At 46.7% G+C, this 19117-nt stretch carries 29 protein-coding genes; 1 reads left to right on the forward strand and 28 read right to left on the reverse strand.

Annotation, left to right across the window (positions count from 1 at the left end):
- From EGI31_RS18405 to EGI31_RS18495, 19 genes are all read right to left on the reverse strand, one after another.
- Positions 1-374, reverse strand: a 374-nt coding sequence (locus tag EGI31_RS18405) for a collagen-like domain-containing protein (RefSeq protein ID WP_262925393.1), incomplete at its 3' end; no start/stop codon positions are given.
- The gene (locus EGI31_RS18410; protein WP_255038622.1) at positions 374-703 is read right to left on the reverse strand and encodes a hypothetical protein; all 330 of its coding nucleotides are present in this window, start codon (positions 701-703) and stop codon (positions 374-376) included. The genes EGI31_RS18410 and EGI31_RS18405, both read right to left, overlap by 1 nt.
- A 164-nt stretch (positions 704-867) precedes the next feature.
- Positions 868-2718 carry a DUF5977 domain-containing protein gene (locus EGI31_RS18415; RefSeq protein WP_255038623.1) on the reverse strand — a complete coding sequence of 617 codons (1851 nt, stop codon included), beginning with the start codon at positions 2716-2718 and terminating at the stop codon, positions 868-870.
- 356 nt (positions 2719-3074) lie between these two features.
- Entirely contained in the window at positions 3075-3233 is a 159-nt protein-coding gene (locus EGI31_RS18420) for a hypothetical protein (RefSeq protein WP_255038624.1), read from the reverse strand.
- 21 nt (positions 3234-3254) lie between these two features.
- A complete protein-coding gene (locus tag EGI31_RS18425) occupies positions 3255-3746 on the reverse strand; it encodes a lysozyme (RefSeq protein WP_255038625.1) in 492 nt (163 codons plus the stop codon).
- A gap of 140 nt (positions 3747-3886) precedes the next feature.
- On the reverse strand, positions 3887-4411 hold the full coding sequence (locus EGI31_RS18430) for a hypothetical protein (protein WP_255038626.1): 525 nt from the start codon (positions 4409-4411) through the stop codon (positions 3887-3889).
- A gap of 110 nt (positions 4412-4521) precedes the next feature.
- Complete coding sequence (locus EGI31_RS18435; RefSeq protein WP_255038627.1) at positions 4522-5034, reverse strand: phage holin family protein; 513 nt, start codon at positions 5032-5034, stop codon at positions 4522-4524.
- Between the two features lie 112 nt (positions 5035-5146).
- The gene (locus EGI31_RS18440; protein WP_255038628.1) at positions 5147-5788 is read right to left on the reverse strand and encodes a hypothetical protein; all 642 of its coding nucleotides are present in this window, start codon (positions 5786-5788) and stop codon (positions 5147-5149) included.
- 85 nt (positions 5789-5873) lie between these two features.
- Positions 5874-6329: a hypothetical protein gene (locus tag EGI31_RS18445; RefSeq protein ID WP_255038629.1), complete on the reverse strand. Its 456-nt coding sequence runs from the start codon at positions 6327-6329 to the stop codon at positions 5874-5876.
- 1 nt (position 6330) lies between these two features.
- The gene (locus EGI31_RS18450; protein WP_255038630.1) at positions 6331-7329 is read right to left on the reverse strand and encodes a hypothetical protein; all 999 of its coding nucleotides are present in this window, start codon (positions 7327-7329) and stop codon (positions 6331-6333) included.
- Positions 7313-7618 carry a hypothetical protein gene (locus EGI31_RS18455; RefSeq protein ID WP_255038631.1) on the reverse strand — a complete coding sequence of 102 codons (306 nt, stop codon included), beginning with the start codon at positions 7616-7618 and terminating at the stop codon, positions 7313-7315. Before EGI31_RS18455 ends, EGI31_RS18450 begins: the two co-directional genes overlap by 17 nt.
- A gap of 19 nt (positions 7619-7637) precedes the next feature.
- Positions 7638-8018 (reverse strand): hypothetical protein, encoded by a 381-nt coding sequence (locus tag EGI31_RS18460; RefSeq protein WP_255038632.1) that lies wholly within the window; start codon positions 8016-8018, stop codon positions 7638-7640.
- A gap of 76 nt (positions 8019-8094) precedes the next feature.
- Positions 8095-9066 carry a DUF6712 family protein gene (locus EGI31_RS18465; RefSeq protein ID WP_255038633.1) on the reverse strand — a complete coding sequence of 324 codons (972 nt, stop codon included), beginning with the start codon at positions 9064-9066 and terminating at the stop codon, positions 8095-8097.
- Between the two features lie 34 nt (positions 9067-9100).
- Positions 9101-10408 carry a hypothetical protein gene (locus EGI31_RS18470; RefSeq protein ID WP_255038634.1) on the reverse strand — a complete coding sequence of 436 codons (1308 nt, stop codon included), beginning with the start codon at positions 10406-10408 and terminating at the stop codon, positions 9101-9103.
- Positions 10409-10411: 3 nt separating this feature from the next.
- Positions 10412-10681, reverse strand: coding sequence for a hypothetical protein (locus EGI31_RS18475; RefSeq protein ID WP_255038635.1), 270 nt, complete (start codon positions 10679-10681; stop codon positions 10412-10414).
- A gap of 207 nt (positions 10682-10888) precedes the next feature.
- Complete coding sequence (locus tag EGI31_RS18480) at positions 10889-12463, reverse strand: hypothetical protein (protein WP_255038636.1); 1575 nt, start codon at positions 12461-12463, stop codon at positions 10889-10891.
- Positions 12456-12866, reverse strand: a complete 411-nt coding sequence (locus EGI31_RS18485) for a hypothetical protein (protein ID WP_255038637.1) — start codon at positions 12864-12866, stop codon at positions 12456-12458. Before EGI31_RS18485 ends, EGI31_RS18480 begins: the two co-directional genes overlap by 8 nt.
- 341 nt (positions 12867-13207) lie before the next feature.
- Positions 13208-13504 carry a hypothetical protein gene (locus tag EGI31_RS18490; protein ID WP_255038638.1) on the reverse strand — a complete coding sequence of 99 codons (297 nt, stop codon included), beginning with the start codon at positions 13502-13504 and terminating at the stop codon, positions 13208-13210.
- 128 nt (positions 13505-13632) lie between these two features.
- The gene (locus tag EGI31_RS18495; protein ID WP_255038639.1) at positions 13633-14133 is read right to left on the reverse strand and encodes a KilA-N domain-containing protein; all 501 of its coding nucleotides are present in this window, start codon (positions 14131-14133) and stop codon (positions 13633-13635) included.
- 134 nt (positions 14134-14267) lie between these two features.
- Between EGI31_RS18495 and EGI31_RS18500 the strand changes: the two genes are divergently transcribed.
- On the forward strand, positions 14268-14438 hold the full coding sequence (locus EGI31_RS18500; protein ID WP_255038640.1) for a hypothetical protein: 171 nt from the start codon (positions 14268-14270) through the stop codon (positions 14436-14438).
- Between the two features lie 525 nt (positions 14439-14963).
- On the opposite strand, the gene EGI31_RS18505 is transcribed toward EGI31_RS18500, so the two are convergent.
- The 9 genes from EGI31_RS18505 to EGI31_RS18545 all read right to left on the reverse strand — a co-directional run bounded on the left by EGI31_RS18505 (position 14964) and on the right by EGI31_RS18545 (position 19089).
- Positions 14964-15224, reverse strand: coding sequence for a hypothetical protein (locus EGI31_RS18505; RefSeq protein WP_255038641.1), 261 nt, complete (start codon positions 15222-15224; stop codon positions 14964-14966).
- A gap of 43 nt (positions 15225-15267) precedes the next feature.
- A complete protein-coding gene (locus EGI31_RS18510) occupies positions 15268-15903 on the reverse strand; it encodes a hypothetical protein (protein ID WP_255038642.1) in 636 nt (211 codons plus the stop codon).
- A 30-nt stretch (positions 15904-15933) separates the two neighbouring features.
- The gene (locus EGI31_RS18515) at positions 15934-16158 is read right to left on the reverse strand and encodes a hypothetical protein (RefSeq protein ID WP_255038643.1); all 225 of its coding nucleotides are present in this window, start codon (positions 16156-16158) and stop codon (positions 15934-15936) included.
- Positions 16155-16511 (reverse strand): hypothetical protein, encoded by a 357-nt coding sequence (locus EGI31_RS18520; protein ID WP_255038644.1) that lies wholly within the window; start codon positions 16509-16511, stop codon positions 16155-16157. Before EGI31_RS18520 ends, EGI31_RS18515 begins: the two co-directional genes overlap by 4 nt.
- A 215-nt stretch (positions 16512-16726) precedes the next feature.
- A complete protein-coding gene (locus tag EGI31_RS18525; RefSeq protein WP_255038645.1) occupies positions 16727-17056 on the reverse strand; it encodes a hypothetical protein in 330 nt (109 codons plus the stop codon).
- A 63-nt stretch (positions 17057-17119) separates the two neighbouring features.
- Complete coding sequence (locus EGI31_RS18530; RefSeq protein WP_255038646.1) at positions 17120-17398, reverse strand: hypothetical protein; 279 nt, start codon at positions 17396-17398, stop codon at positions 17120-17122.
- A gap of 266 nt (positions 17399-17664) precedes the next feature.
- Positions 17665-18093, reverse strand: a complete 429-nt coding sequence (locus EGI31_RS18535) for a hypothetical protein (protein ID WP_255038647.1) — start codon at positions 18091-18093, stop codon at positions 17665-17667.
- A gap of 17 nt (positions 18094-18110) precedes the next feature.
- Positions 18111-18500, reverse strand: coding sequence for a hypothetical protein (locus EGI31_RS18540; protein ID WP_255037952.1), 390 nt, complete (start codon positions 18498-18500; stop codon positions 18111-18113).
- A gap of 43 nt (positions 18501-18543) precedes the next feature.
- Positions 18544-19089, reverse strand: a complete 546-nt coding sequence (locus EGI31_RS18545; protein WP_255037576.1) for a hypothetical protein — start codon at positions 19087-19089, stop codon at positions 18544-18546.
- Positions 19090-19117 lie beyond the last annotated feature (28 nt).

Consider the following 19117-nt stretch of genomic DNA (forward strand, 5'->3'; position numbering starts at 1 on the left):
CCTTGAATACCCTGCACACCTTGGTCGCCAGTGTCGCCCTTGTCGCCTTTAAGACCTTGAATACCCTGCACACCTTGGTCGCCAGTGTCGCCCTTGTCCCCTTTAAGACCTTGAATACCCTGAACGCCTTGGTCGCCAGTATCGCCCTTATCACCTTTAAGTCCTTGAATACCCTGCACACCTTGGTCGCCAGTATCACCCTTGTCCCCTTTAAGTCCTTGAATACCCTGCACACCTTGGTCGCCAGTGTCGCCCTTCGGTCCTGGCAATCCAATATAATCAGCCAGTCCAGGAATCACACCAATCTCAGGCTCTAAAACGAGCTCCAGTTCTATCGGCGGCTCTATCTCCAGCACCAGTATCACTTCGCTCATTACAATCTCGTTTTTGTAAGTTCAAAATCCCCCATCCCTATCGTAATCTCCTTGCCGTCCTTCACAGCCTCCATCTCCCAGTCATACAACCCATGCTTATTCAGGGTATCTGCCTTCGCTATAGGAATCTCCAGCCGCTGCCCACTAACCACAATACCAGACCCAGTCTTCTGAAAAACCACACGATAAGGAGGCGTTTTCTCAAACACCGCAAACTTAAACGTAGTCCCAGCCACCTGAAACACATCCGGCACATTAATCACCACGTCACAGTCATTGCCTGCCTGCCGTCTAATCTTAATCCTATTCTTAACCGAAAAAGTCGCCATAAAATCATTATTCTTTATAAGCCAAAACTATCCCAACATCCCAAATAATCACAGGGCAAAACTACAGACGCATTGCAATGCGGCTCAATCCCTTCACCAGACCCCTCCTTCCCCCCCTCCTTCCAAAGGAGGGGTGCCGAAGGCGGGGTGGTTGAGGGGGTGGTTTACACCGCATCCACATACCACCTTTCCCCACCAGCAGGCTCAGCCGGAAACACAATACTCGGGTAAGGCCCTACAATCACCGTACTGCCCACCAGCAGTCCATTTCTAAAAAACCTCAGCGTCTTCCCTGCCTTATAATAAGGTATAAAAAAATAATCCCTTCCACTTGCCAGCACCGGATAATGCCCATTCAGTCTAGTCGCACCATACCGCACATCCGTTTGGTTAGCCTGATAATCCGGCAACTGAAACCACATACAGCCAGGCACATACCCACTGCCCACATCCTCAGCCACTATACCACTCGGTTCGCTGGATCCACTAAAATCCCCAGCCCTCAGCCACCACCTGCCAGTCGGAAAATCCACAGACCCATACACCCCAGGGTTATACACCCCCACAGAGTTACACGGCCCATTCGCATTCGCATACGCCTGCGTGTCCAATATATCTATCTCAGCTCTCGCCTTAGCATAAGTATCCTCCAAATCAATAAAACTCCCCCAGCTGCCAATCGGTATCGTAATCGTCGCCTTACCACCAATCAACCCCGTGCCACAGGTCGCATTAAAAAAAGTCCCCTCACGGCTCACAGCCACATCTTGCAAAAACGGCGTATTACCCACCGCACAAGCAGCACTTGGCGTCAACGGAAAGAAATTCGGCCCAGGCTTATTCTTCAACACCTCAGCAGGTCGCACAGGCTCGTTCGTGTCCGTATAATACCGCTCCACCGTCAGCACCTTCAGCATACCGTAGTATCGTCCTCGGCTATCCGTGTCGCACACCACACTCAGCGGTCGCCAGGCCGTAGGTCGGTCCTCAGTAGCCTCAGGCACAGGCAGCTCGCTGTAAGCTGTCTCCTTATAGCCCGCTTCCAGTTCTATTGCCACCCCTGCCCAGTCGTTAGCATCATCGTGTATCGGCATCGCCTTACCCACATTCACCATCGCCAGCCATTGGTCATTCTGCAGCAGCCACATCTCCTTCGCAAACCCCACATCCAGCAAGTGCCGCATCTGGCTCAACCTTCCGAGGCTCAGGCGTAGCACATACTTTCGTATGCCTTCCACCACATCCACCCGCCTTTCGGTCAGGTTCGCCTCATAGCCAAACCCCCTAAAACTCTCACCTTCAGTCCGGCTAAACTCCATACCCACCGAATTCTGTCCAGTAGCCACCAACACCTCAGGCACCCCAAGGCTATTCATATACACCACCTGTTGCAGGTTACGTCTATACACCTGGTCATACACCACCGTAGCCACCTCACTCACACGGTCGCCATTACTATCTATCAGCCAACACCTATAACTCACCAATGCACCCCTGAGCGTGTCGAAGGGCTCCAGCTTCACCCCATCATCAGGCAAAGCCGCCACGCCTGGCATCTCCACACCAACTCCCCTCCTTCCCAAGGAGGGGCCGGGGGTGGTTGGGCTTGGGCTCACCACACTCGCCCCACCCACAGGCACAGCATACACACCCATTGGGCTCACTTCCATTTCCGCTATCGGATACACCACCTCTTCCTCGCCATTCGCATACAGTCCAATCACCTTCAGCTTCACCTTAGTAATCGTGCTCGAAAAATTATGCAACCAACTCAAAAAACCAACCTGCCCCGCACCACTTTTCCCCTCCTTCCCAAGGAGGGGTGCCGAAGGCGGGGTGGTTGAGCAAATCCACTTCCCATCACCCAGCCACTTCGTAAAAAACGACCTACCATATCTTTCAAAATCCACCTCCGAAATCCCGCCCTTGTAGGCCCATCTTTCGCCATTCGTTACGGTTTCATCTAGCACATCATCTACATAAATCCGTACGATCGTATAATACCGCAGCGTCATATCCGGCACTTGCCAAATCGCATCCAGGTATCTATCGCCCGCATTTCCAAACACCGGCTCATCATTCGTCAGAAAACCCTTCAGTATTCCGCCAAACTCAAAGAACGCACCCCTGTAAATCGTGCTATTCCCCACCACTTTAGCAGGCTCTTCAAAAGCATCCATGGTCGACGCCAACACAAACTCCTCACCATTAAACACCATCACATCCAGCTCATACCTTATCGTACTCCTGTCAGTTATAGTCCCCAACTCCCAAGGATCCACATTCACCACCACCGGATTATTAATCAAATCCAGCCCAATCGGCGTACCCAAACTCAACTCATCCGCTGCTATCATCTTCTATACCTTTGTCAGGCTGAGCCTGTCGAAGCCCCGCCCAGTTTATCAAATTCACTTCTCATCATACCACCATCCCCCTCCTTCCTTCCCCTCCTTCCCAAGGAGGGGCCAGGGGTGGTTGGAGGGGTGCCCAAAGGGCGGGGTGGTTGGGTGGGGCTAAATTCCCCCACTGGGGCGGTCCGTCGTTACGGTTAGGGGGCTAAAAACAACTCCACCTCTCTACGTCTCCTCGTCACCAGCCCATTCAGCTTCTTACCACCGGCCGTTATAGCACACGTCAGCCAATAAGCCCGCAGCTCTTCAGCACTCGCTCTGTTATTCACAAGCGAAAACAACCTATAAGGAAACCTCTTCCCCGATCGTTTATCCAAAAAATACCCACCAGTATTAAACACAAAATCCGCCACCGCATCAAACTCATTCTGCGTCAAGTCATCACGTGTCAACTCATCCGTAATCGGGGCATACACCCTTCTATAGCTATCATTCAGCCAGCGTTCTGCAGTAGCCAAAGTAATCGGAGGCGACAGCCTCGTAATACGCTCCCTCGTATCAGGATTCCTCGTATTACCATAGCCCTGCGTCCAAACACCAGCCGGACACAAATACGGCCTACTCTCAAACTTCTCACTCAGCTTAGTAAGCTCAATCCCCTTCGCCCCAATCATCACAATCCTACTCATTCCCTACTTTATTAAAAATTTATAATCTATCCTATTGTCAGGCTGAGCCTGTCGAAGCCCCGCCTTCATTCCCATCCCGGTGCCTGAGCGTAGCCGAAGGCAAGTAGGGGTGCCCAAAGGGCGAGGTGGTTAAAGCGGTGCTAATCTCCCCCTTTGGGGCGGTCCGGCGTTCCGGCTGGGGGGCTGGGGGTGGGGCTTTTCGGCACCAACCGCTTGCCCCTAAAAGGCCACACACCCATCTTCACCTCATAATTTCCACTCTCCAGCTTCTCCGCATAATCCTTCCAATACTCCGTGTCCGCCTGAGCCTGTCGAAGGGCAGCCTGAGCCTTTTCCTTGTCAGCCTGAGCCTTTCGAAGGCCACCCTCATACTTCCGTTTGTCATCCTGAGCTTGTCGAAGGACATCCCTAATCGTCAACTGCATCTGAGCCTCACGCTCAGCATAATTCACACTATCCTCAGCCATGTCAGCCTGAGCTTGTCGAAGGCCTGCAGCCAAACTATCCTGCACATCCTGCAGTCTAAGCTTTTCCCTAAACCACACCTTCTTCTCATTCTCCCAAGCCACTATATCACCCTCCAGCTTCTCTATGCGGTTGCCTCTTTCCGAAAAGCTGTAGCTCAAAATCCCAACACCCACCAAGCCACCAAGAACCGACAACACCGCCACTACTACTATCATAGTCCCCACACTCGGCAACTTCACACCTGTTATCCAACCCAATATCTTTCCCATAAAAAAATCGTTAATCGTAAATCAAAAATCGTAAATCCTCAATTTGACTCCCCCACCGGGGGCTGGGGGGCCGCATCCGCCTTCATATTCCCCTCAATCTTATCAAACATCGCCACTACCCAGCCGCTAATCTTATTTGGGTGCACCCTATTACCATTCTTAAAAGCACTTCGCCCTTCATTCAAAATCATCAACGAATAAATAAAACTCGTAAAATACTGGATCCACTCGCCATACTTCTGCACAAACGGCACCCTGCTCACCACATGAATAATCCACAAGTAAAAAGCATACACAATCAGCTTCTCAAGAATCTTCATCGCCTTAGCCCACTCAAACTTCTTCTCTCTGTGAGCCAGATATACCCCGAAAATGCTATCAGCAAAAATGCACACCAGCAACGCCTCTATAAAAGGAGCATACCCTTCCAGGTAATTACTAAAAACAGTCCCCACCAATGCCGTCACAAAAAGCATCGGATTCATCAGCACCTTCACCATCCCCAAACTCACACTACCCACCGTAGCCACAAATCCATCCACCTTGTTCATCACACCTCACGTTTATAAATTGCAAAAAATTAAACTCCCTATTCGTACAGACGCCATGCATGGCGACTCACGGTAGCTGATCCGGTCACTGAGCGAAGCCGAAGTGCCGAAGCTACCACCACCCAAAAGCCACACCAACAACCAAAATAATTCCAAAAGCCACAATAGCACCAAACAACATCTGTACAGAATCCAGCCATCCAAAGCTAAAAGTATCCACAAAAGCCGTAGGCTCATCGATAGTTGGCCTAGGCCGACCAGACTTCTCCTGGTTGCTGAGCGGAGCCGAAGCATCCCCAGTACTCTCCAAAGTCGCCATAATAGGACTGAAGTTCAACTCCCCCACTGGGGTGGTACGGCATTCCGGTTGGGGGGCTCTAAGCACACCATCCAAAGCCTTATCAAACCTCTCCTCCCATTTCTTAATCTCAGCGTTCTTCCATTGTTCCAATTCCCATTTCTCTTGAAAAAGCCTATCGTACTCATCTCTTTTTACAAAAAGATTTGATGGATACTCCTCAGCCACTTTCCCAATAACCTCCTGCATCATCGTCAAAGGCCCTGCAAACATCGGCACCAGCCCATCAGACATAACATTATCAATTTTCCTTACCTCATTTGCCAACCAGCCATCCTTAAAAAACCAATTCAGCCTTTCATCAGCATTATCCCCTCTACTTTCAACCCAAACCTTCAAATTCCTCCGAGGCAAATCCTTCTCCACATACACTTCCCATTCCATCACTTTCAACATTTATAAATTCAAAAAAATAAACTCCATCAACTCCCCTCCTTTTTAAGGAGGGGTGCCCAAAGGGCGGGGTGGTTAAATCCATAAATCACCTCACCCAATCCCCACAAGCAATCATCAGCTGAAACTCCGTCCGCCATCCCACATGATCCGCCACCAGATTCGTATCCACCTCATCATTCTCAAACACCAGCGGTGAGTGAGTAATAGTATACTGCCGTTGGTCCGCAATCAGCTGCTTAATCAGCTTGCCAAGAATCGTAAAAGTCCTATCACTCGCACCAGCGTGAGCCTTCAGGCTACCATCCTTCACCTTCTCTACTATGCTAATACCCATGTTATAGGTATTAAAATACACCCCACCTCTAATAGTCGTCTTCACATTCGGCTGGTCCATCACCATCACTGGGTACCGCTTCACAGTACTATTAACCACATCCAGCTTGTGGCGTATCTCGCCGTACAGAAACCCATGCACATCCGCACTAGCTTCCACCCAGTCCTCAAAATACCCCCTCACATCCTTAATCTCCGCACCTATCATATCACTTAGCGGCTTCCGCCTTTATCTTCTGATGTTCCAAAAACAGCCATATCGTCACAGCCTCCGTATCACACACCTTCTCAAAATCCCCATGCACACCCTGCAAAGCCACATCCTCCAAAATCGCAATCCACCCCTGCCCATTCGGAAAAATCCCCTTCGGTATGTCAGCCTGAGCCTGTCGAAGGCCTTCTCCGTTTTGGTTGCTGAGCGGAGCCGAAGCACCAAACACCCCCGGAAACATCCTGATAAAAATCTTAAGCTGCTCCTCAAAATAATTCACCAGCCACAGCTTCATCACCTCAGGCAGGCTATCATTCAGCACCTTACCCAGCTCCAGCACCTGCCGGCTATGGTAGGGCGTACGCTCCAGCCTCATCTTCCGCCAATTCCACCGCTTCCTAATCACCAAATGCCCCAACAACTCCCCCAAAGCCTTCTCATATTGCTTAGCCTCTTTATTGCTCCCCTCCTTGGGAAGGAGGGGCTGGGGGTGGTCCCGTCCGGGGGTGGTTGTAGTCTGCCCAGCTGCCACTTTCTTCGCCACCTCAGCAAACTTCAAAAAATAAACATTCGCCATACTCAGCTCTATCGCTTTCGTATTCGCAAAATGCTCTTCCCTCACCCAAACCAACTTCGGAAACAAGCTAAACTTCACATCCATGCGGCGTTCCCTGAGCTTCGTTCCCTGAGCGGAGCCGAAGGGATCCGAAGGGAGCCGAAGCCACGACGGCCACACCCATATCCGCTTCACCACCCGCTTATTCACATCCTTCAGCAGCCCCGCCACATAAGCCATCTTCTCCGCAAATCCCGTTTCTCCCCTACTTCCTTCCCCTCCTTCCCAAGGAGGGGTGTCCGAAGGGCGGGGTGGTTGCGGGCTGGTTAAACTCCATATCCTTTCCACCAACACCGCCGCATTATCAAAATCCTGCCCATAACTCCGCAAAGCCATCAGCAGCGGCATCACCCTCTTAAAATCCTTAATCTTCAGCGACATCTTTCAGCTTAAAGAAATCCAAAACCAAATTATGCTTAGCAGTTACCCAAAAATCATCAGGATAAATTAAACCCTCATCTTTACGATAATCCCAAAAAGTCACCTCTCGCTTGGCTCTTTTATTTTCTTTACAAAACATATCAACCACATCTCGGACTTCATTTGCCAAAGCCTCGCATTCTTCTCGGGTCTTCAGTATATTCCTATCCTTATCTTTTAGTAAATCAAAAAGAATCAGATTTAACTTTCCACCCTGTCCAAAACTCCAACTTACTTTCACCAACCACATACTTTCAACTATTTAAAATTCAACTTTCACCCATAACCTTAGCCACCGCCTTTCTCTGCCAGCCTGCTTGAGGGTCATTATGCCCCAAATTCACTTTCTTAAACTTCACAATCAAAAATCCCTCAACAAAATACCAGATATCATCCTCTGATACAGGTTGTTTGAATTTATCAAAACCAGGCACAAAACAATTAACTTGAGGAATAAACCAACCCGTCTCTTTCCCAATAGCCTCTAGGTCAACCTTAAGTTTCTCTACTCTACTTTCTATATCCGCAAGCTCGTTGAATAACCTATTATTAATTTCTCCAACTAAATCCTTCCATAGTCCCCTATGTCCATAATGTATTAGGTGTTCCCTAACCTTAATCCCCTCTGCCTCAATACTCGCAATCCACATACTTTCAACTATTTATATTTCAAAAAAAACAACTCAATCAACTCCCCTCCCTACCGGGGAGGGGTCGGGGGTGGGGCTAAAGCACCCCATAACTCCGCTTCTTATCATTCTCAAACAGCCTAGTCGGAGGCGTCTCCACCAAAGCCGTATACATATCACTGCTGTAGTAAGTCGCAAACACACTATCGCTCGCAGTCTTCTGCAGAAAATCCACAATCGTCGCCAGTCCGTCACGCCATTGGTCACCCAGCTCAGCTGCTATCTCATTTCTTCTCGAGGGCGGCAACACATCCTTATTCTCCAAGCCATCCGTAGTACTCCACAGGTGCCAGTCCGCATCAATATTCATAAAAGGCACAAAATCCGCCACAGCCTTTCTGGCCACCACCTGCCCACACATCTTCAGCAGCTTCAGCCAATTCGCATCAGTCAGCGACCCTTCCATCCACAGCTTGTTTTTCGCCAAAACCTCAACCAAAAACGCCTCCCCCAAAGCCACCCCTATCTCAGCCTGAGCCTGTCGAAGGCCAGCTTCAAGAGCCAAAAACATCCTCCTACTACCCCTAGCCTGCGGAAACCACTCTGTCAGCTTTGTAGCATTATTCACCAGCAGTCCAGCCTTTTCCAAGAAAACCTCACTCGTCTTCCAGGTCTCAAACTCATCAGCATTCTTCTCCAAAAACTTCAAAGCATTCTCCAGAGCATTATCGCCACGCAGTATCGCCGCCTTCATGCTCGCAGCTGTGGCCCATTTGCTCACCGCCTGCTGGTTCTGTGGCGTTATCTGAGTCTTTCCAGCATCGCCAGTACTCACAATCTGTCGCATCATACCGCTAAAATCCGCATAAGCCATCAGGCTCATCTTCAATAGCTTAATCAGCCGTTTTTGCTCAGCTGTGCCACCCACACTCACATCTTCCTCGTTCTCTTCACCCACCAGTAAGCTCAGCTCATCATACAGCTCAGTACCTATCGCTGGGTAAATAAAAAACTCCTCGGCTTCTTCTATGTAAGCCACCCAATTATCAAAACTCATCGAGCGTTGCACACCACCGTACACACGCTTCACTTGTTCGGCGTTCTTAATTAGCATTATCGTTCACTTGATTATTTGGGTGAGCAGGGTCATTCTTGGCCGTACTGTCAGGCACATACCCCATAATATTCTTAAATCCAATCACGTAGTCAGGCTCTATCTCGTCAATTTCCTTCAGGTAATCCAAAGCCGTCAGTATCAACTCACGCTGCTGCACCACCAAAAAATTCTGCACATAATTAGCAAGGCTATTTATCTCCATGCCACTCGTGCCCATCTTGCTGCCACTATCCACACCAGCCAGTTTGCCCACCAAGCCATGTCCGCCAATCTGCACATCATTGGCCTTATCAAACATCTTTATAAAAGCATCGTCCTTAATATTAAACTCCACCGGTTTAATCTCAATCCCGCTCACACTACGCCCATCCGTATTAAGTTTGGAGAACGTAAACAATATCTTGTTAGCTTCTTCCACACCACCCAACGCGTCCTCTATTCCATCGAGCGTTTTCTTCTTCTCTTCAGCACGTTTCTTCTCGTCCCAGTCAGGCTTATCCCAATAATCCGTAGGTATACTTACCTGGTGGGTAATAAAATAGCCATTCTTAAAAGCCGCCTCATAAAAACTCGGTACCTTATTCGCCACCTCAGCCCAACGGCTCGTTCCCCACCAGCTCGCCAAGCCATAAAACTTCTGGCCAGGTAGCGTTATAATTTCATGAATAATAAAATCACCGTATTTCGTAGGCTCATCAGGGTCAAAAGCAGGATAAAAAACAGCATCTTTCTCTGCAGGAGTTTTATAACCAAAGCCACTATGCACAAAAAAACCCTTAATCTCGGTATCCTTTTCGTTCAGCTTAGCCACCCGCACATCATTATTATCCAGCACCTTCACCGAGGCTACCTTCTTAGTAATGGCATCAAGGCTCACCAACCAGTTCAGCTCATAGCTATACACCACTTGGTTAGCAGTCTTCAGCGTTAGGTTCTTAATCCGCAGTCGCTTCACCCAATCACTAAAATCCTTGCTCTTTATCGGTTTTTGTAGGCTCAAAGCATCCTCATGCTCTTCAAAAAGTGCCGGCCCTTTACCAAAAGTAAAATTCGCCTTCGTTTCCAAAAACTGCCACTTATTCGGGCTTTCGTCCAAAAGTTTATGAATTAGCAATAGCTTATTATCTTTGTCACCTCTCGGTATATAATACTTACCAACCTTACGGCTACCGCTATCAGTTGCGTCAGCCATATCCGCCACCTTATCACCTTCCTTACCAAAGCTTATCGCCACCGAAGCATTCGTTTGGTGATTATACTTATGTACGTACAGCCCTTCGCTCAACTTCTCCATGCTCTATTTTAAAAAATCAATCCTAATTCCATTAAACTCCACCAACAAATCAATATAAACTTCGAAGTCCTTTCCAGTATTCAAGTCCAATACTGGCAACCGCCCGCTCCTACTCATTTTACCTCTAGCTGTCAACGGGTTGCTATTCCTTCTGAGGCTTACATTTTTCTTTTCACCCCAAGTCCCATCAATCTTCCTATACCCCAAAGAAAACCTAGCCCCCAAAGAGGTTATTTCTGACAAAACCCGCTTAATCGAAATACCTGAACTCATACACAAATCAAGTTTTTTATTCTAAATCGGCACAGGGCAAAACTTTTTTTTAACCCAAATGCACTTTTTTTTTGTCTAAATATTTCGTTTCCAATTTTTTACAAGAAAAAACGGCAAACAAAACGCCTTTCAATCTCTCCTACCTGTGCCGCACACTATCACGAAATGGCAGCTGCCTAGTTCAAAAAGGAGAATATAGTTCTGTAACTATCTCACCACTACGCCTGTCTCTGACATGTACTGACCTCGATTGATGTAATGACTGAAGAGCGACCAGATGATGTAATCAAATGCATCAGTAGGGTCGGTGGCATACTCTCTGAACCTGGCGTTACGCTCGCTGGACTTGTCTTTCTTGAATAGCTTATCGGTAGTTACCAATGTGTTCTGTAGAGCTATAATGAAACTCTTATTGGTATTCTTATTGATCCTGACCTTGGGGGCTTTGTCGTGACTACCTGCCAACATCATGTTCATAAGATCATATCTATCTTTAGTTTTTGGATAGGATGTCAATTCCTTCCGGAATACCTTCCAGTCTTTTTTAATTAGGATTTCACAGAAGCGGTCAAAGAATGGACGGTTGGACTTGTCTGTACTGGCACTTGTACTATTACCGTTAGGGTCACCGAACACATACACTTCCATAATGGAATGACCATCATAGGCCTTGCAGAACCACTCGGCTAACTGGATTAGGATGTTAGACTCTTGCTCTACTTTGGTAACTGCTGGCTTCTTAAATTCCGACTGAATAATTCGGAATTCGTTGCCAAATTGCTGGCAGACCAAACACCAAACGATGTCGGCATTGAAGTCTAATGATATCAATAGCGGCTTATCTCTGTGATAGTCGTTGTGCGTATACTCCAATACACCCGACTCTCTCGGATGGTAATCGTAAGATTTAAAATAGAAATTCGACTCTGAAAGTGCATGGTAGTATTGATTAGGAAGTTTCAATACTCGCTGATTCATCACCTCAACATTGTATTTCCAGATATCAAGCGTTTCGCGTTGCATTTGGCCATACTTGGCAGGTAGGAATGCTTGGTTGTCTTCATAGGTCGACTCAAGGAACAGAAACTCAGGCACATTATCTATGAGCCATTGTTCACCATGCTTTTGGTACATGACTTTCCTTTCCTTACACATCTCAAGATACTTCTCCTCAGTATCATATATCCAGTTGCCGGCTATTGTCCAGCTGGCAGACGAGAAATCAAAAAAGCCATAATTCCAATAATGATTCTCGTAGGGTGCCAACGTATTTCCCCTAAATGCAGGAATTAATACGGTTTGAATAAACTCAAAACTGATAGTAGCAGACTCATCCACAAGCAATCCATTAATAGACAAACCTCTGTGTGTCTCTTTATTGTCCTGACTTACAAGCCTTAGCGTAAATCCATTAATGAAAGTGATACAATATTGATAGAGCCTTTTACCAGGTTGTTTGTAAGGCTTGGCCCAGCCGTCAGGTGGTTGCACACCTATCACATAAACACCATAAGGCCTGAGCTTTTTGTCATACTCAAATACCCCACATTTCTCAAGAGCCTCACGGACGTTGGGTATTACTATCGAGTCTATTGCCACATAAGTAAGCCCGGCAATTACCCAAGTAGCCCTCGGAAAAATCGGGAACAGTTTCTTTATCTGAAACCCCATTGTCATGGACTTACCCGACCCACGGCCACCAATAAACGACTTTCTGCGAGCTCGACTCTTCAAAAACTTCGCCTGTTTGGGGTTCAGTTTTATGGTTACAACCTTACTCATCTATATCAATCGTTTGTGTGGCTTCGTCTCCTGCAGGAGCATTGAAGTTGTTATTAATCACCTGCACGGCCCAAACCTCCTTCACTGGCTTGTTCCAAACTGTAGGATCCCAACCCATGTCTTCAGTATCGTAGATGCCCGCCAACACATCGCCCTCTTTCCTGGCACGCATGGCTACATCCCACTGCTTATCTTTCATGGCAAACTGTGCCAACAAGTAGTGAAACTCCCTACTGGCAACCCTTAACCCATCTTTTTGTACTTGATCTAGTCGGCCGTGTAGTGCTATGGTCTCAGCTAAATCGTACTGTGCCTGTCTCGACTCTACAGCGTAATCCCGCATGATAGTGGACAGAATAACCTCCTTGGTTCGTCCCATGCAGTACCAGCTCCATATTTTCATGTACCTCTCCAGCTTTTCCTGCTGCATAGAGGTCAGGTCATCAAACTCTATCTCCTTCAGGTAATACCTGTAATAAGGATCCAAGGCACTCTCATTCACCTTCAGCAGCTTCCTCAGCCGCGTAATACTCTTCTCTTTTGCCATTTTTAAACTAAAAAGCCACCGTACAAAACTGCACAGTGGCTCTCAAGACTAACAGGGCAAAACTTTTCTACACGTTATCAGGATGCCTGAGCGGAGCCGAAGGCATGCACAAGCCTTGGCAGCTGCCAAAAAAAAACACCCGAAGCACTGCCTCTGGCGTTTCCGTTTACCCACATTAACTAATCCACTATTAATTTCTACACCTTCAATATCTTAATACCTCCCAGCACCTTCCGCACGTTATTCAGCACCCAAAAAGTATCCTGAATCTTCCGTTTGTCTTCATGCTCATACTCCAGCAGCTGCGGCAGCTCAGCCACCATGTCTTCATAATTCTGTTTTACTCGTGCCAGGGCTTGCTCCATATCGGCCTCGTTTTGGCAGTTGTCCATCTCAACCAAAGCCTCACAAGCCCCGCCAATGCTTATTAGCGTGTCAGATTTGCCTAGTTTTAGCACCATAGGCTCGGTGATCAGTGTCGTGTTCGTTCTCATTTCTAGGTTTTTGTTTTATATTTTTTGTTAAATAATTCCACAATACTTCCCCACTGCGGGCTAGGGGCTTTCAGGACTATAAAAGAGGGATGGGCGTAAATTGCAAACCGCCCACCGTGTTCCTCTCGTCAGTTCAGTCTCAGGCCCAGTGCGTCATAAGTGTCCGCCTCCAATAACTCACGTTTCTTTGTCAGCTGATATCGCTCCTTCATAATCACGCTCGCCGTTTGGTCTATCTCCTTCAATCGGTTAGTGATCACCTGCAGCTGCTCTTGATTGCTACGCACACGCAGGTTATCGCCAAACATGATGCTCTCGATAACATCAAACACCCAAAGCTCAAAATCAGCATTCAACCAAGCCGCAAACTTCAACGCCAACTTCCTGTGCATCCAAGTACCATTGTGCTTTCCACCATTCACAACTTTTACAATTTTCTCAGAAGGCATATTCTCCTTCTGAGAAAGTGCCCTTATAAAAGATTGTGTTGGCTCTACTCTCAAAAAGTCCTTTGCTGACTTCCCAAACGCCTTACCCATTTCAGTTGCATTAACCATAATAGCCATACCAGTCAAATCAAACTCTATCTCAGAGCCACCATAAACAAACTTCTCAATCTCCTTTGCCATAATTCAATTATTTAAATGATAAATAAATTTCGATATGCAAATGTACTCATGAATATTATATTCACAAATATTTTTAACTATTTTTTTATTCATGAATATTATATTTATATTTGCACAGTAAAATCGTAGTTGCAATGAGTAGAAGAATTACAGTAGATTTATCAGAAGAATCGTGGCTGGTATTGAGTGAGCGGCAATTTGATGCAAAAAAACGAGGAGAAAAAGCCCCAAGCCTATCCAAAATGGTAGCAGATATGGTTGACGAATCGCTTAAAAAAGAAAAAGCCAGCGAACCCAGGCTATAAACGGGTCCTATTGGTCTCTGAAGAACAGGGAACGCGGTACGGCTGCAGGAAAAGCCACCGGTGTATAACCCGGAACAAAAAAGCCTCCCAGCAATGAGAGGCTTTTTTTATGTCAAAGCGGGGATCTTCGCTTTCAGAAAAGTTCAGAGTGATTCTCTTCACTCTGAGAAATTCCCAAAGTCGGAATTCCGACTTTCAGATTCTCGGTAGGCATATTCTCCTACCGACAAATATTCTCGCTTCGCATATTCCCGAACCGACCCCCAAGAGGACAATCCTCCCCTTCATACCGAAGTGGGAATTCCCACTTCGGTCTCAAAAGGATAATCCTCCTTTTGAGAGTGGGAAATCCCACTCTGAGAAATCCACCACTTCTAATATCTGAGAACCACTACCAAAAACCGTTAGGACAATCGTCCTATCGAAGGTGGAATTCCCCCTTCGGGGGTTAGGGGCTAAAAAAATACGGCACTAAACTAGCACCGTATCCTCAGCCCACACAGGGCAAAATATTTTAGGAGAAAATCAACCCATATCGTTATGCCGAACATAAGGCCCATAGGCTTGTTCATAATCAAAAATTCGATTCCCAAGCAACTTCCTCAAACTATCAATTATGGTAGCACAAACAAATGGAGTGCGGAACAACACATAAAAACTCACTTCAAGAGCTATAATATCTCGAATCATAGTCATTTCCTCATGAAACTCCCAACTTTCTTCAAGCTTTCTATTGCATTTGAGAAAATAATCTTCTCCAGTTTTTACTTGTAAATCTATAAACATATACATTTAAAATTAAAATCTCACTTTCAACTATTTATAATTATCAACCCACAGGTTTACTTTCTTCCTTCAGCTCAAAACCAATCCAAGTCTTATCATGAGAAGTCCCACGTGTAAAATGCTTAGGCATTCCACCAGTCGAGCGAATCCTATACAACCAAAACCTCCTAAAATCCTCCGAATTCCAGCCTTCAGTCTCAAAGCTCAATATACCGTCAAAATTACTGCCTAAATACTTGGTTTCCTCTCTCATGCCCGCAAACACCAAGCTAAACCCATTCGCGAACCATATACCTCTATCATCTGGCTTGGCACGCCTATACGGCCTTTTCCACTGGCAATTAGCCTTCCAAAAACCATAATCATCCGTAAAATAATAGCCTGCCGTTCTAGATATCAGTTCGTTATCCTTCGGAGCTTTCACGTCCTTCATTCCAAGCTTTACAAGTGCTTCACACACAGCTTCTTTTAGTTTCACAACAGTCTTCACATCCATACATACCACCGCCCAAGTTTTACGAGCCAACTCATGCTGCTCAGCAAGCGTCACTATCTGCACAGCCATGGCCATAGCCAAATAGTCAAAGCTTTCGCTTTCCATCTTCTTATAAAAATTAGCCTTCACCTGTGCAAAACCCACCATTTTAGGTGTATATCTCGGGTAGATCATCCTTTCCATCACTTTAAACTATTAAATATTCAAATCCACTCATCTAAAATACATTTTACGATACTCCGCCCGTCCATACTTCGCAATATACGCCTTCTTGGCCTTTCGTGGTAGCTTATTGCCAACAAAATTCCCTGCTATAAACTTATTGATATCATCTACATATCGCACAGTTTTTCCAAAAACTTTACCTATTTTTTTCATTGCCGAAGCCATATTTTCAGAAGATATGCTACTAGCTTTAAAACTTTCTAATCTACTCATTCGTATTGTTGTCTAATTATAGCCATGTTGTTCATCAAAGCCTCCATTCTATCCTTCAAATGCTCAGGAATCCACTGCACAGCCTCACCGTCAAAAAAATGTTCAGCAGCATCAAGCATATCCATCACAGGCTTCTTGGGCACATACTTGATACCTTCGCAATCGATAAGCTCTACCAAATGCACCTCGGTTTTATCACCATCGGGATAACGTTTAACCAACATATCCTCAAGGTCTCCAAGTATACCAGGCAAACTTAGCTTATCCGCTCTAAACCTACTCAATTTTGACTCAGCTTCCACCATTACGGCTCCACTTTTATCAAAAACTTTAATCTTAAATACAAAATTCATCTCCTTACTTCTTTAATTTTTCCAACACTTTCACCAAAAACCACACCATCAACACCTGCAGCACCACACTACACATCAGCAATCCATACACACACCAAAGCAATATCTCCATCATTATCATTCAAATACAGACGCATGTCACCCTGAGCTTGTCGAAGGGCGTCTCCATACACAGACAAAAAAAAAAGCCCTGATTACTCAAGGCTTCAAATAACTCAACACCATCGCCCAGGATCTATCGGGTCATCAAGTGTAATCACATCAGCCTCAGGAGGCTCAGCAGTTTCGAAAGCGTAACCAGCCAGACACGAGGAATGAAGGCAACTTGCCAAAGGATCAGCCGTCGTCACATCACCCCAAATCAACCCCGAAAACTTAGCATTAGGCATATTCAGTCTGTCTATGCCAATTGCTGGCAAAACATCCGAACTCACCGCTTGCTTCATCTTCACCTCATCCTGTCCAGTAGGCACGCTGGCAATAGCAGTTGTTTGTGTCCCCACAAACAAAATAGCCACCACCATCAATAAAAGCCATCTTTTCATTTCAATCAAGTTTAACTTGTAAAACAATAACCAAACTTAAAAAATCCAAACCAAACATGCAAGTCATTCCACGAATATTTTCGAAAAATGACAAACTAATTCTCCACTCCCTATCGGGGAGGGCGGTCCGACGTTTCGGCCGGGGGAGGGGCTCGGGCTACTAAAATCCAAAAACTCATTCAGTAGCGTCATCAAACCCTTCACATCTACACCACCCGCCAACAAAAAAGCCGCAAGATTATCATCCAGCAGCTCAGTCTGTATATATTCCACCTCATGCTCATTCCCCTCATCAATTCCCCTCCTTCCCAAGGAGGGGCTAGGGGTGGTTAGTTCACTCATAATCTCTACAATATCGGTGAGTCACTGCAATTTACGTTCTACTGAGGCAGACCAAAAGGGGCACTTGCAGCCCCGTGCTCACCGATATAAGATCGTTGGGCGGTCCACCTAAAAGTATGTAAATCGTAAATTGCTCCGCTAAAATACAAAAAAAGCTGCATGATTCACATCACACAGCTTTTAATAAATTCCAATCTAGCTCCCCTGCCTACATATCCCCCTCCTTCCCAAGGAGGGGTGCCCGAAGGGCGGGGTGGTTGTTCGGCTCAAATCAACGCCTCAGCATCCTTAACTCTCGGATTCTTAGCCTTCTTAGCCGCATCCCTCTCAGCCTTCTTCTCAGCTTGCTTCTTCAGCTTTTCCTCCTTCTCAGCCTTCAGCTGCTCTGCAAAAGCATCCACAAACGGCACAGACGCAATGCCACCCTGAGCCTTATCAGCAGCAGCTTTATCAGCAGCAGCTTTATCAGCAACAGCCTTATCCGCAGCAGCCTTATCAGCGGCAGCTTTATCCGCAGCAGCTTTATCAGCAGCTTCCTTTTCAGCAGCCTCTTTCTCGGCAGCTTCCTTTTCAGCAGCAGCCTTATTAGCAGCAGCTTCCTTTTCAGCAGCAGCCTTATCCGCAGCTTCTTTCTCAGCATCAGCACCAGACTCCACTGGGGGCTGGGGGGCTGTTTTACTATTTTTCGTTCCCATAAAATTAAAAATTAAAATTATTTCCTTTTCCTCGTGACACTCTTCACGTCAATGTTAGTGTCCTCCCTAACATTACCATCCTCACCGCCATTGTCACCCTGTGGCACTTGTGGACCACCAGCATCACCAGTTTGGTTGCTGAGCGTAGCCGAAGCATCACCAGCATCACCAGTTTGGTTGCTGAGCGTAGCCGAAGCATCACCAGCATCACCACCATCTATTCCCCCACTGGGGGCTAGGGGGCTTACGGCATTGGGACTTTCGGTTAGTGTCTCACACCAATCCAACCCCGCAGCCTCACAAGCCACAGCCACATGCTCAGGCACATCCTCTTCAAACGTCACATGCCCTACACCAGGAATCAGCCGAGTCTTACCCACCAATTCCAAATTCTTCAACTTCCTCATTGATATTACTAAAAGTACAGACGCCATGCCTGGCGTCTGAATTTTACACCCAAGGAATCAAAGCCAACGTAGCCGCCGAAATCGGTAGCGGATGATCTCTATGACCACTAGACTTACCCTCAAGGTCAAAACCTCTCTCGTCAGTACCAACGCCACCACTTTTGCCTTTTCCACGCAAAATAATTCCATGGTTAGAGCTACCTACCAAATAATGGCGTCCGTCCGACCCAGGCACAATAAACACACAAGGGTTATTCTTGTACTTCTTCAGTTCAGCCTGCACCTCCTTGCTCATGCCCGCCAACTTCGCCTTCAGCATGTGATCGATATTATTATGTCCCGCACTTGGGCCATTATCATCACTATCAAAGACCACCGAATTCTGAGGCACTTCCACCTTCGCAAACTCGTGAGCACCCAGTCTAGCCACAGGGCTACCCGTAATCTCACCAGCCGTCACATCAGCCACAGCAGGATACTCCCCACTGAAAGCCTTCGCCGATATCACCCCAAACCACGCAAGGTTACCGGCAATATTATCTTCCTGTACAGCATCAGCCGCAAGGTTCGAAAAATCTAATAAAGGCATAATCGTAAAAAATTAAATTAAAAAACTA

The organism is Lacihabitans soyangensis, from assembly GCF_024343775.1.
Classification (GTDB): domain Bacteria; phylum Bacteroidota; class Bacteroidia; order Cytophagales; family Spirosomataceae; genus Leadbetterella; species Leadbetterella soyangensis.

Bases quoted from the DNA above. Each gene is read 5' to 3' on its own strand.
- EGI31_RS18410 (WP_255038622.1), bottom strand. From the start codon at position 703: ATGGCGACTTTTTCGGTTAAGAATAGGATTAAGATTAGACGGCAGGCA.
- EGI31_RS18415 (WP_255038623.1), bottom strand. From the start codon at position 2,718: ATGACGCTGCGGTATTATACGATCGTACGGATTTATGTAGATGATGTG.
- EGI31_RS18425 (WP_255038625.1), bottom strand. From the start codon at position 3,746: ATGAGTAGGATTGTGATGATTGGGGCGAAGGGGATTGAGCTTACTAAG.
- EGI31_RS18435 (WP_255038627.1), bottom strand. From the start codon at position 5,034: ATGAACAAGGTGGATGGATTTGTGGCTACGGTGGGTAGTGTGAGTTTG.
- EGI31_RS18440 (WP_255038628.1), bottom strand. From the start codon at position 5,788: ATGTTGAAAGTGATGGAATGGGAAGTGTATGTGGAGAAGGATTTGCCT.
- EGI31_RS18445 (WP_255038629.1), bottom strand. From the start codon at position 6,329: ATGATAGGTGCGGAGATTAAGGATGTGAGGGGGTATTTTGAGGACTGG.
- EGI31_RS18450 (WP_255038630.1), bottom strand. From the start codon at position 7,329: ATGTCGCTGAAGATTAAGGATTTTAAGAGGGTGATGCCGCTGCTGATG.
- EGI31_RS18455 (WP_255038631.1), bottom strand. From the start codon at position 7,618: ATGTGGTTGGTGAAAGTAAGTTGGAGTTTTGGACAGGGTGGAAAGTTA.
- EGI31_RS18460 (WP_255038632.1), bottom strand. From the start codon at position 8,018: ATGTGGATTGCGAGTATTGAGGCAGAGGGGATTAAGGTTAGGGAACAC.
- EGI31_RS18470 (WP_255038634.1), bottom strand. From the start codon at position 10,408: ATGGAGAAGTTGAGCGAAGGGCTGTACGTACATAAGTATAATCACCAA.
- EGI31_RS18475 (WP_255038635.1), bottom strand. From the start codon at position 10,681: ATGAGTTCAGGTATTTCGATTAAGCGGGTTTTGTCAGAAATAACCTCT.
- EGI31_RS18480 (WP_255038636.1), bottom strand. From the start codon at position 12,463: ATGAGTAAGGTTGTAACCATAAAACTGAACCCCAAACAGGCGAAGTTT.
- EGI31_RS18485 (WP_255038637.1), bottom strand. From the start codon at position 12,866: ATGAAAATATGGAGCTGGTACTGCATGGGACGAACCAAGGAGGTTATT.
- EGI31_RS18490 (WP_255038638.1), bottom strand. From the start codon at position 13,504: ATGAGAACGAACACGACACTGATCACCGAGCCTATGGTGCTAAAACTA.
- EGI31_RS18495 (WP_255038639.1), bottom strand. From the start codon at position 14,133: ATGGCAAAGGAGATTGAGAAGTTTGTTTATGGTGGCTCTGAGATAGAG.
- EGI31_RS18500 (WP_255038640.1), top strand. From the start codon at position 14,268: ATGAGTAGAAGAATTACAGTAGATTTATCAGAAGAATCGTGGCTGGTA.
- EGI31_RS18505 (WP_255038641.1), bottom strand. From the start codon at position 15,224: ATGTTTATAGATTTACAAGTAAAAACTGGAGAAGATTATTTTCTCAAA.
- EGI31_RS18510 (WP_255038642.1), bottom strand. From the start codon at position 15,903: ATGGAAAGGATGATCTACCCGAGATATACACCTAAAATGGTGGGTTTT.
- EGI31_RS18515 (WP_255038643.1), bottom strand. From the start codon at position 16,158: ATGAGTAGATTAGAAAGTTTTAAAGCTAGTAGCATATCTTCTGAAAAT.
- EGI31_RS18520 (WP_255038644.1), bottom strand. From the start codon at position 16,511: ATGAATTTTGTATTTAAGATTAAAGTTTTTGATAAAAGTGGAGCCGTA.
- EGI31_RS18525 (WP_255038645.1), bottom strand. From the start codon at position 17,056: ATGAAAAGATGGCTTTTATTGATGGTGGTGGCTATTTTGTTTGTGGGG.
- EGI31_RS18530 (WP_255038646.1), bottom strand. From the start codon at position 17,398: ATGAGTGAACTAACCACCCCTAGCCCCTCCTTGGGAAGGAGGGGAATT.
- EGI31_RS18535 (WP_255038647.1), bottom strand. From the start codon at position 18,093: ATGGGAACGAAAAATAGTAAAACAGCCCCCCAGCCCCCAGTGGAGTCT.
- EGI31_RS18540 (WP_255037952.1), bottom strand. From the start codon at position 18,500: ATGAGGAAGTTGAAGAATTTGGAATTGGTGGGTAAGACTCGGCTGATT.
- EGI31_RS18545 (WP_255037576.1), bottom strand. From the start codon at position 19,089: ATGCCTTTATTAGATTTTTCGAACCTTGCGGCTGATGCTGTACAGGAA.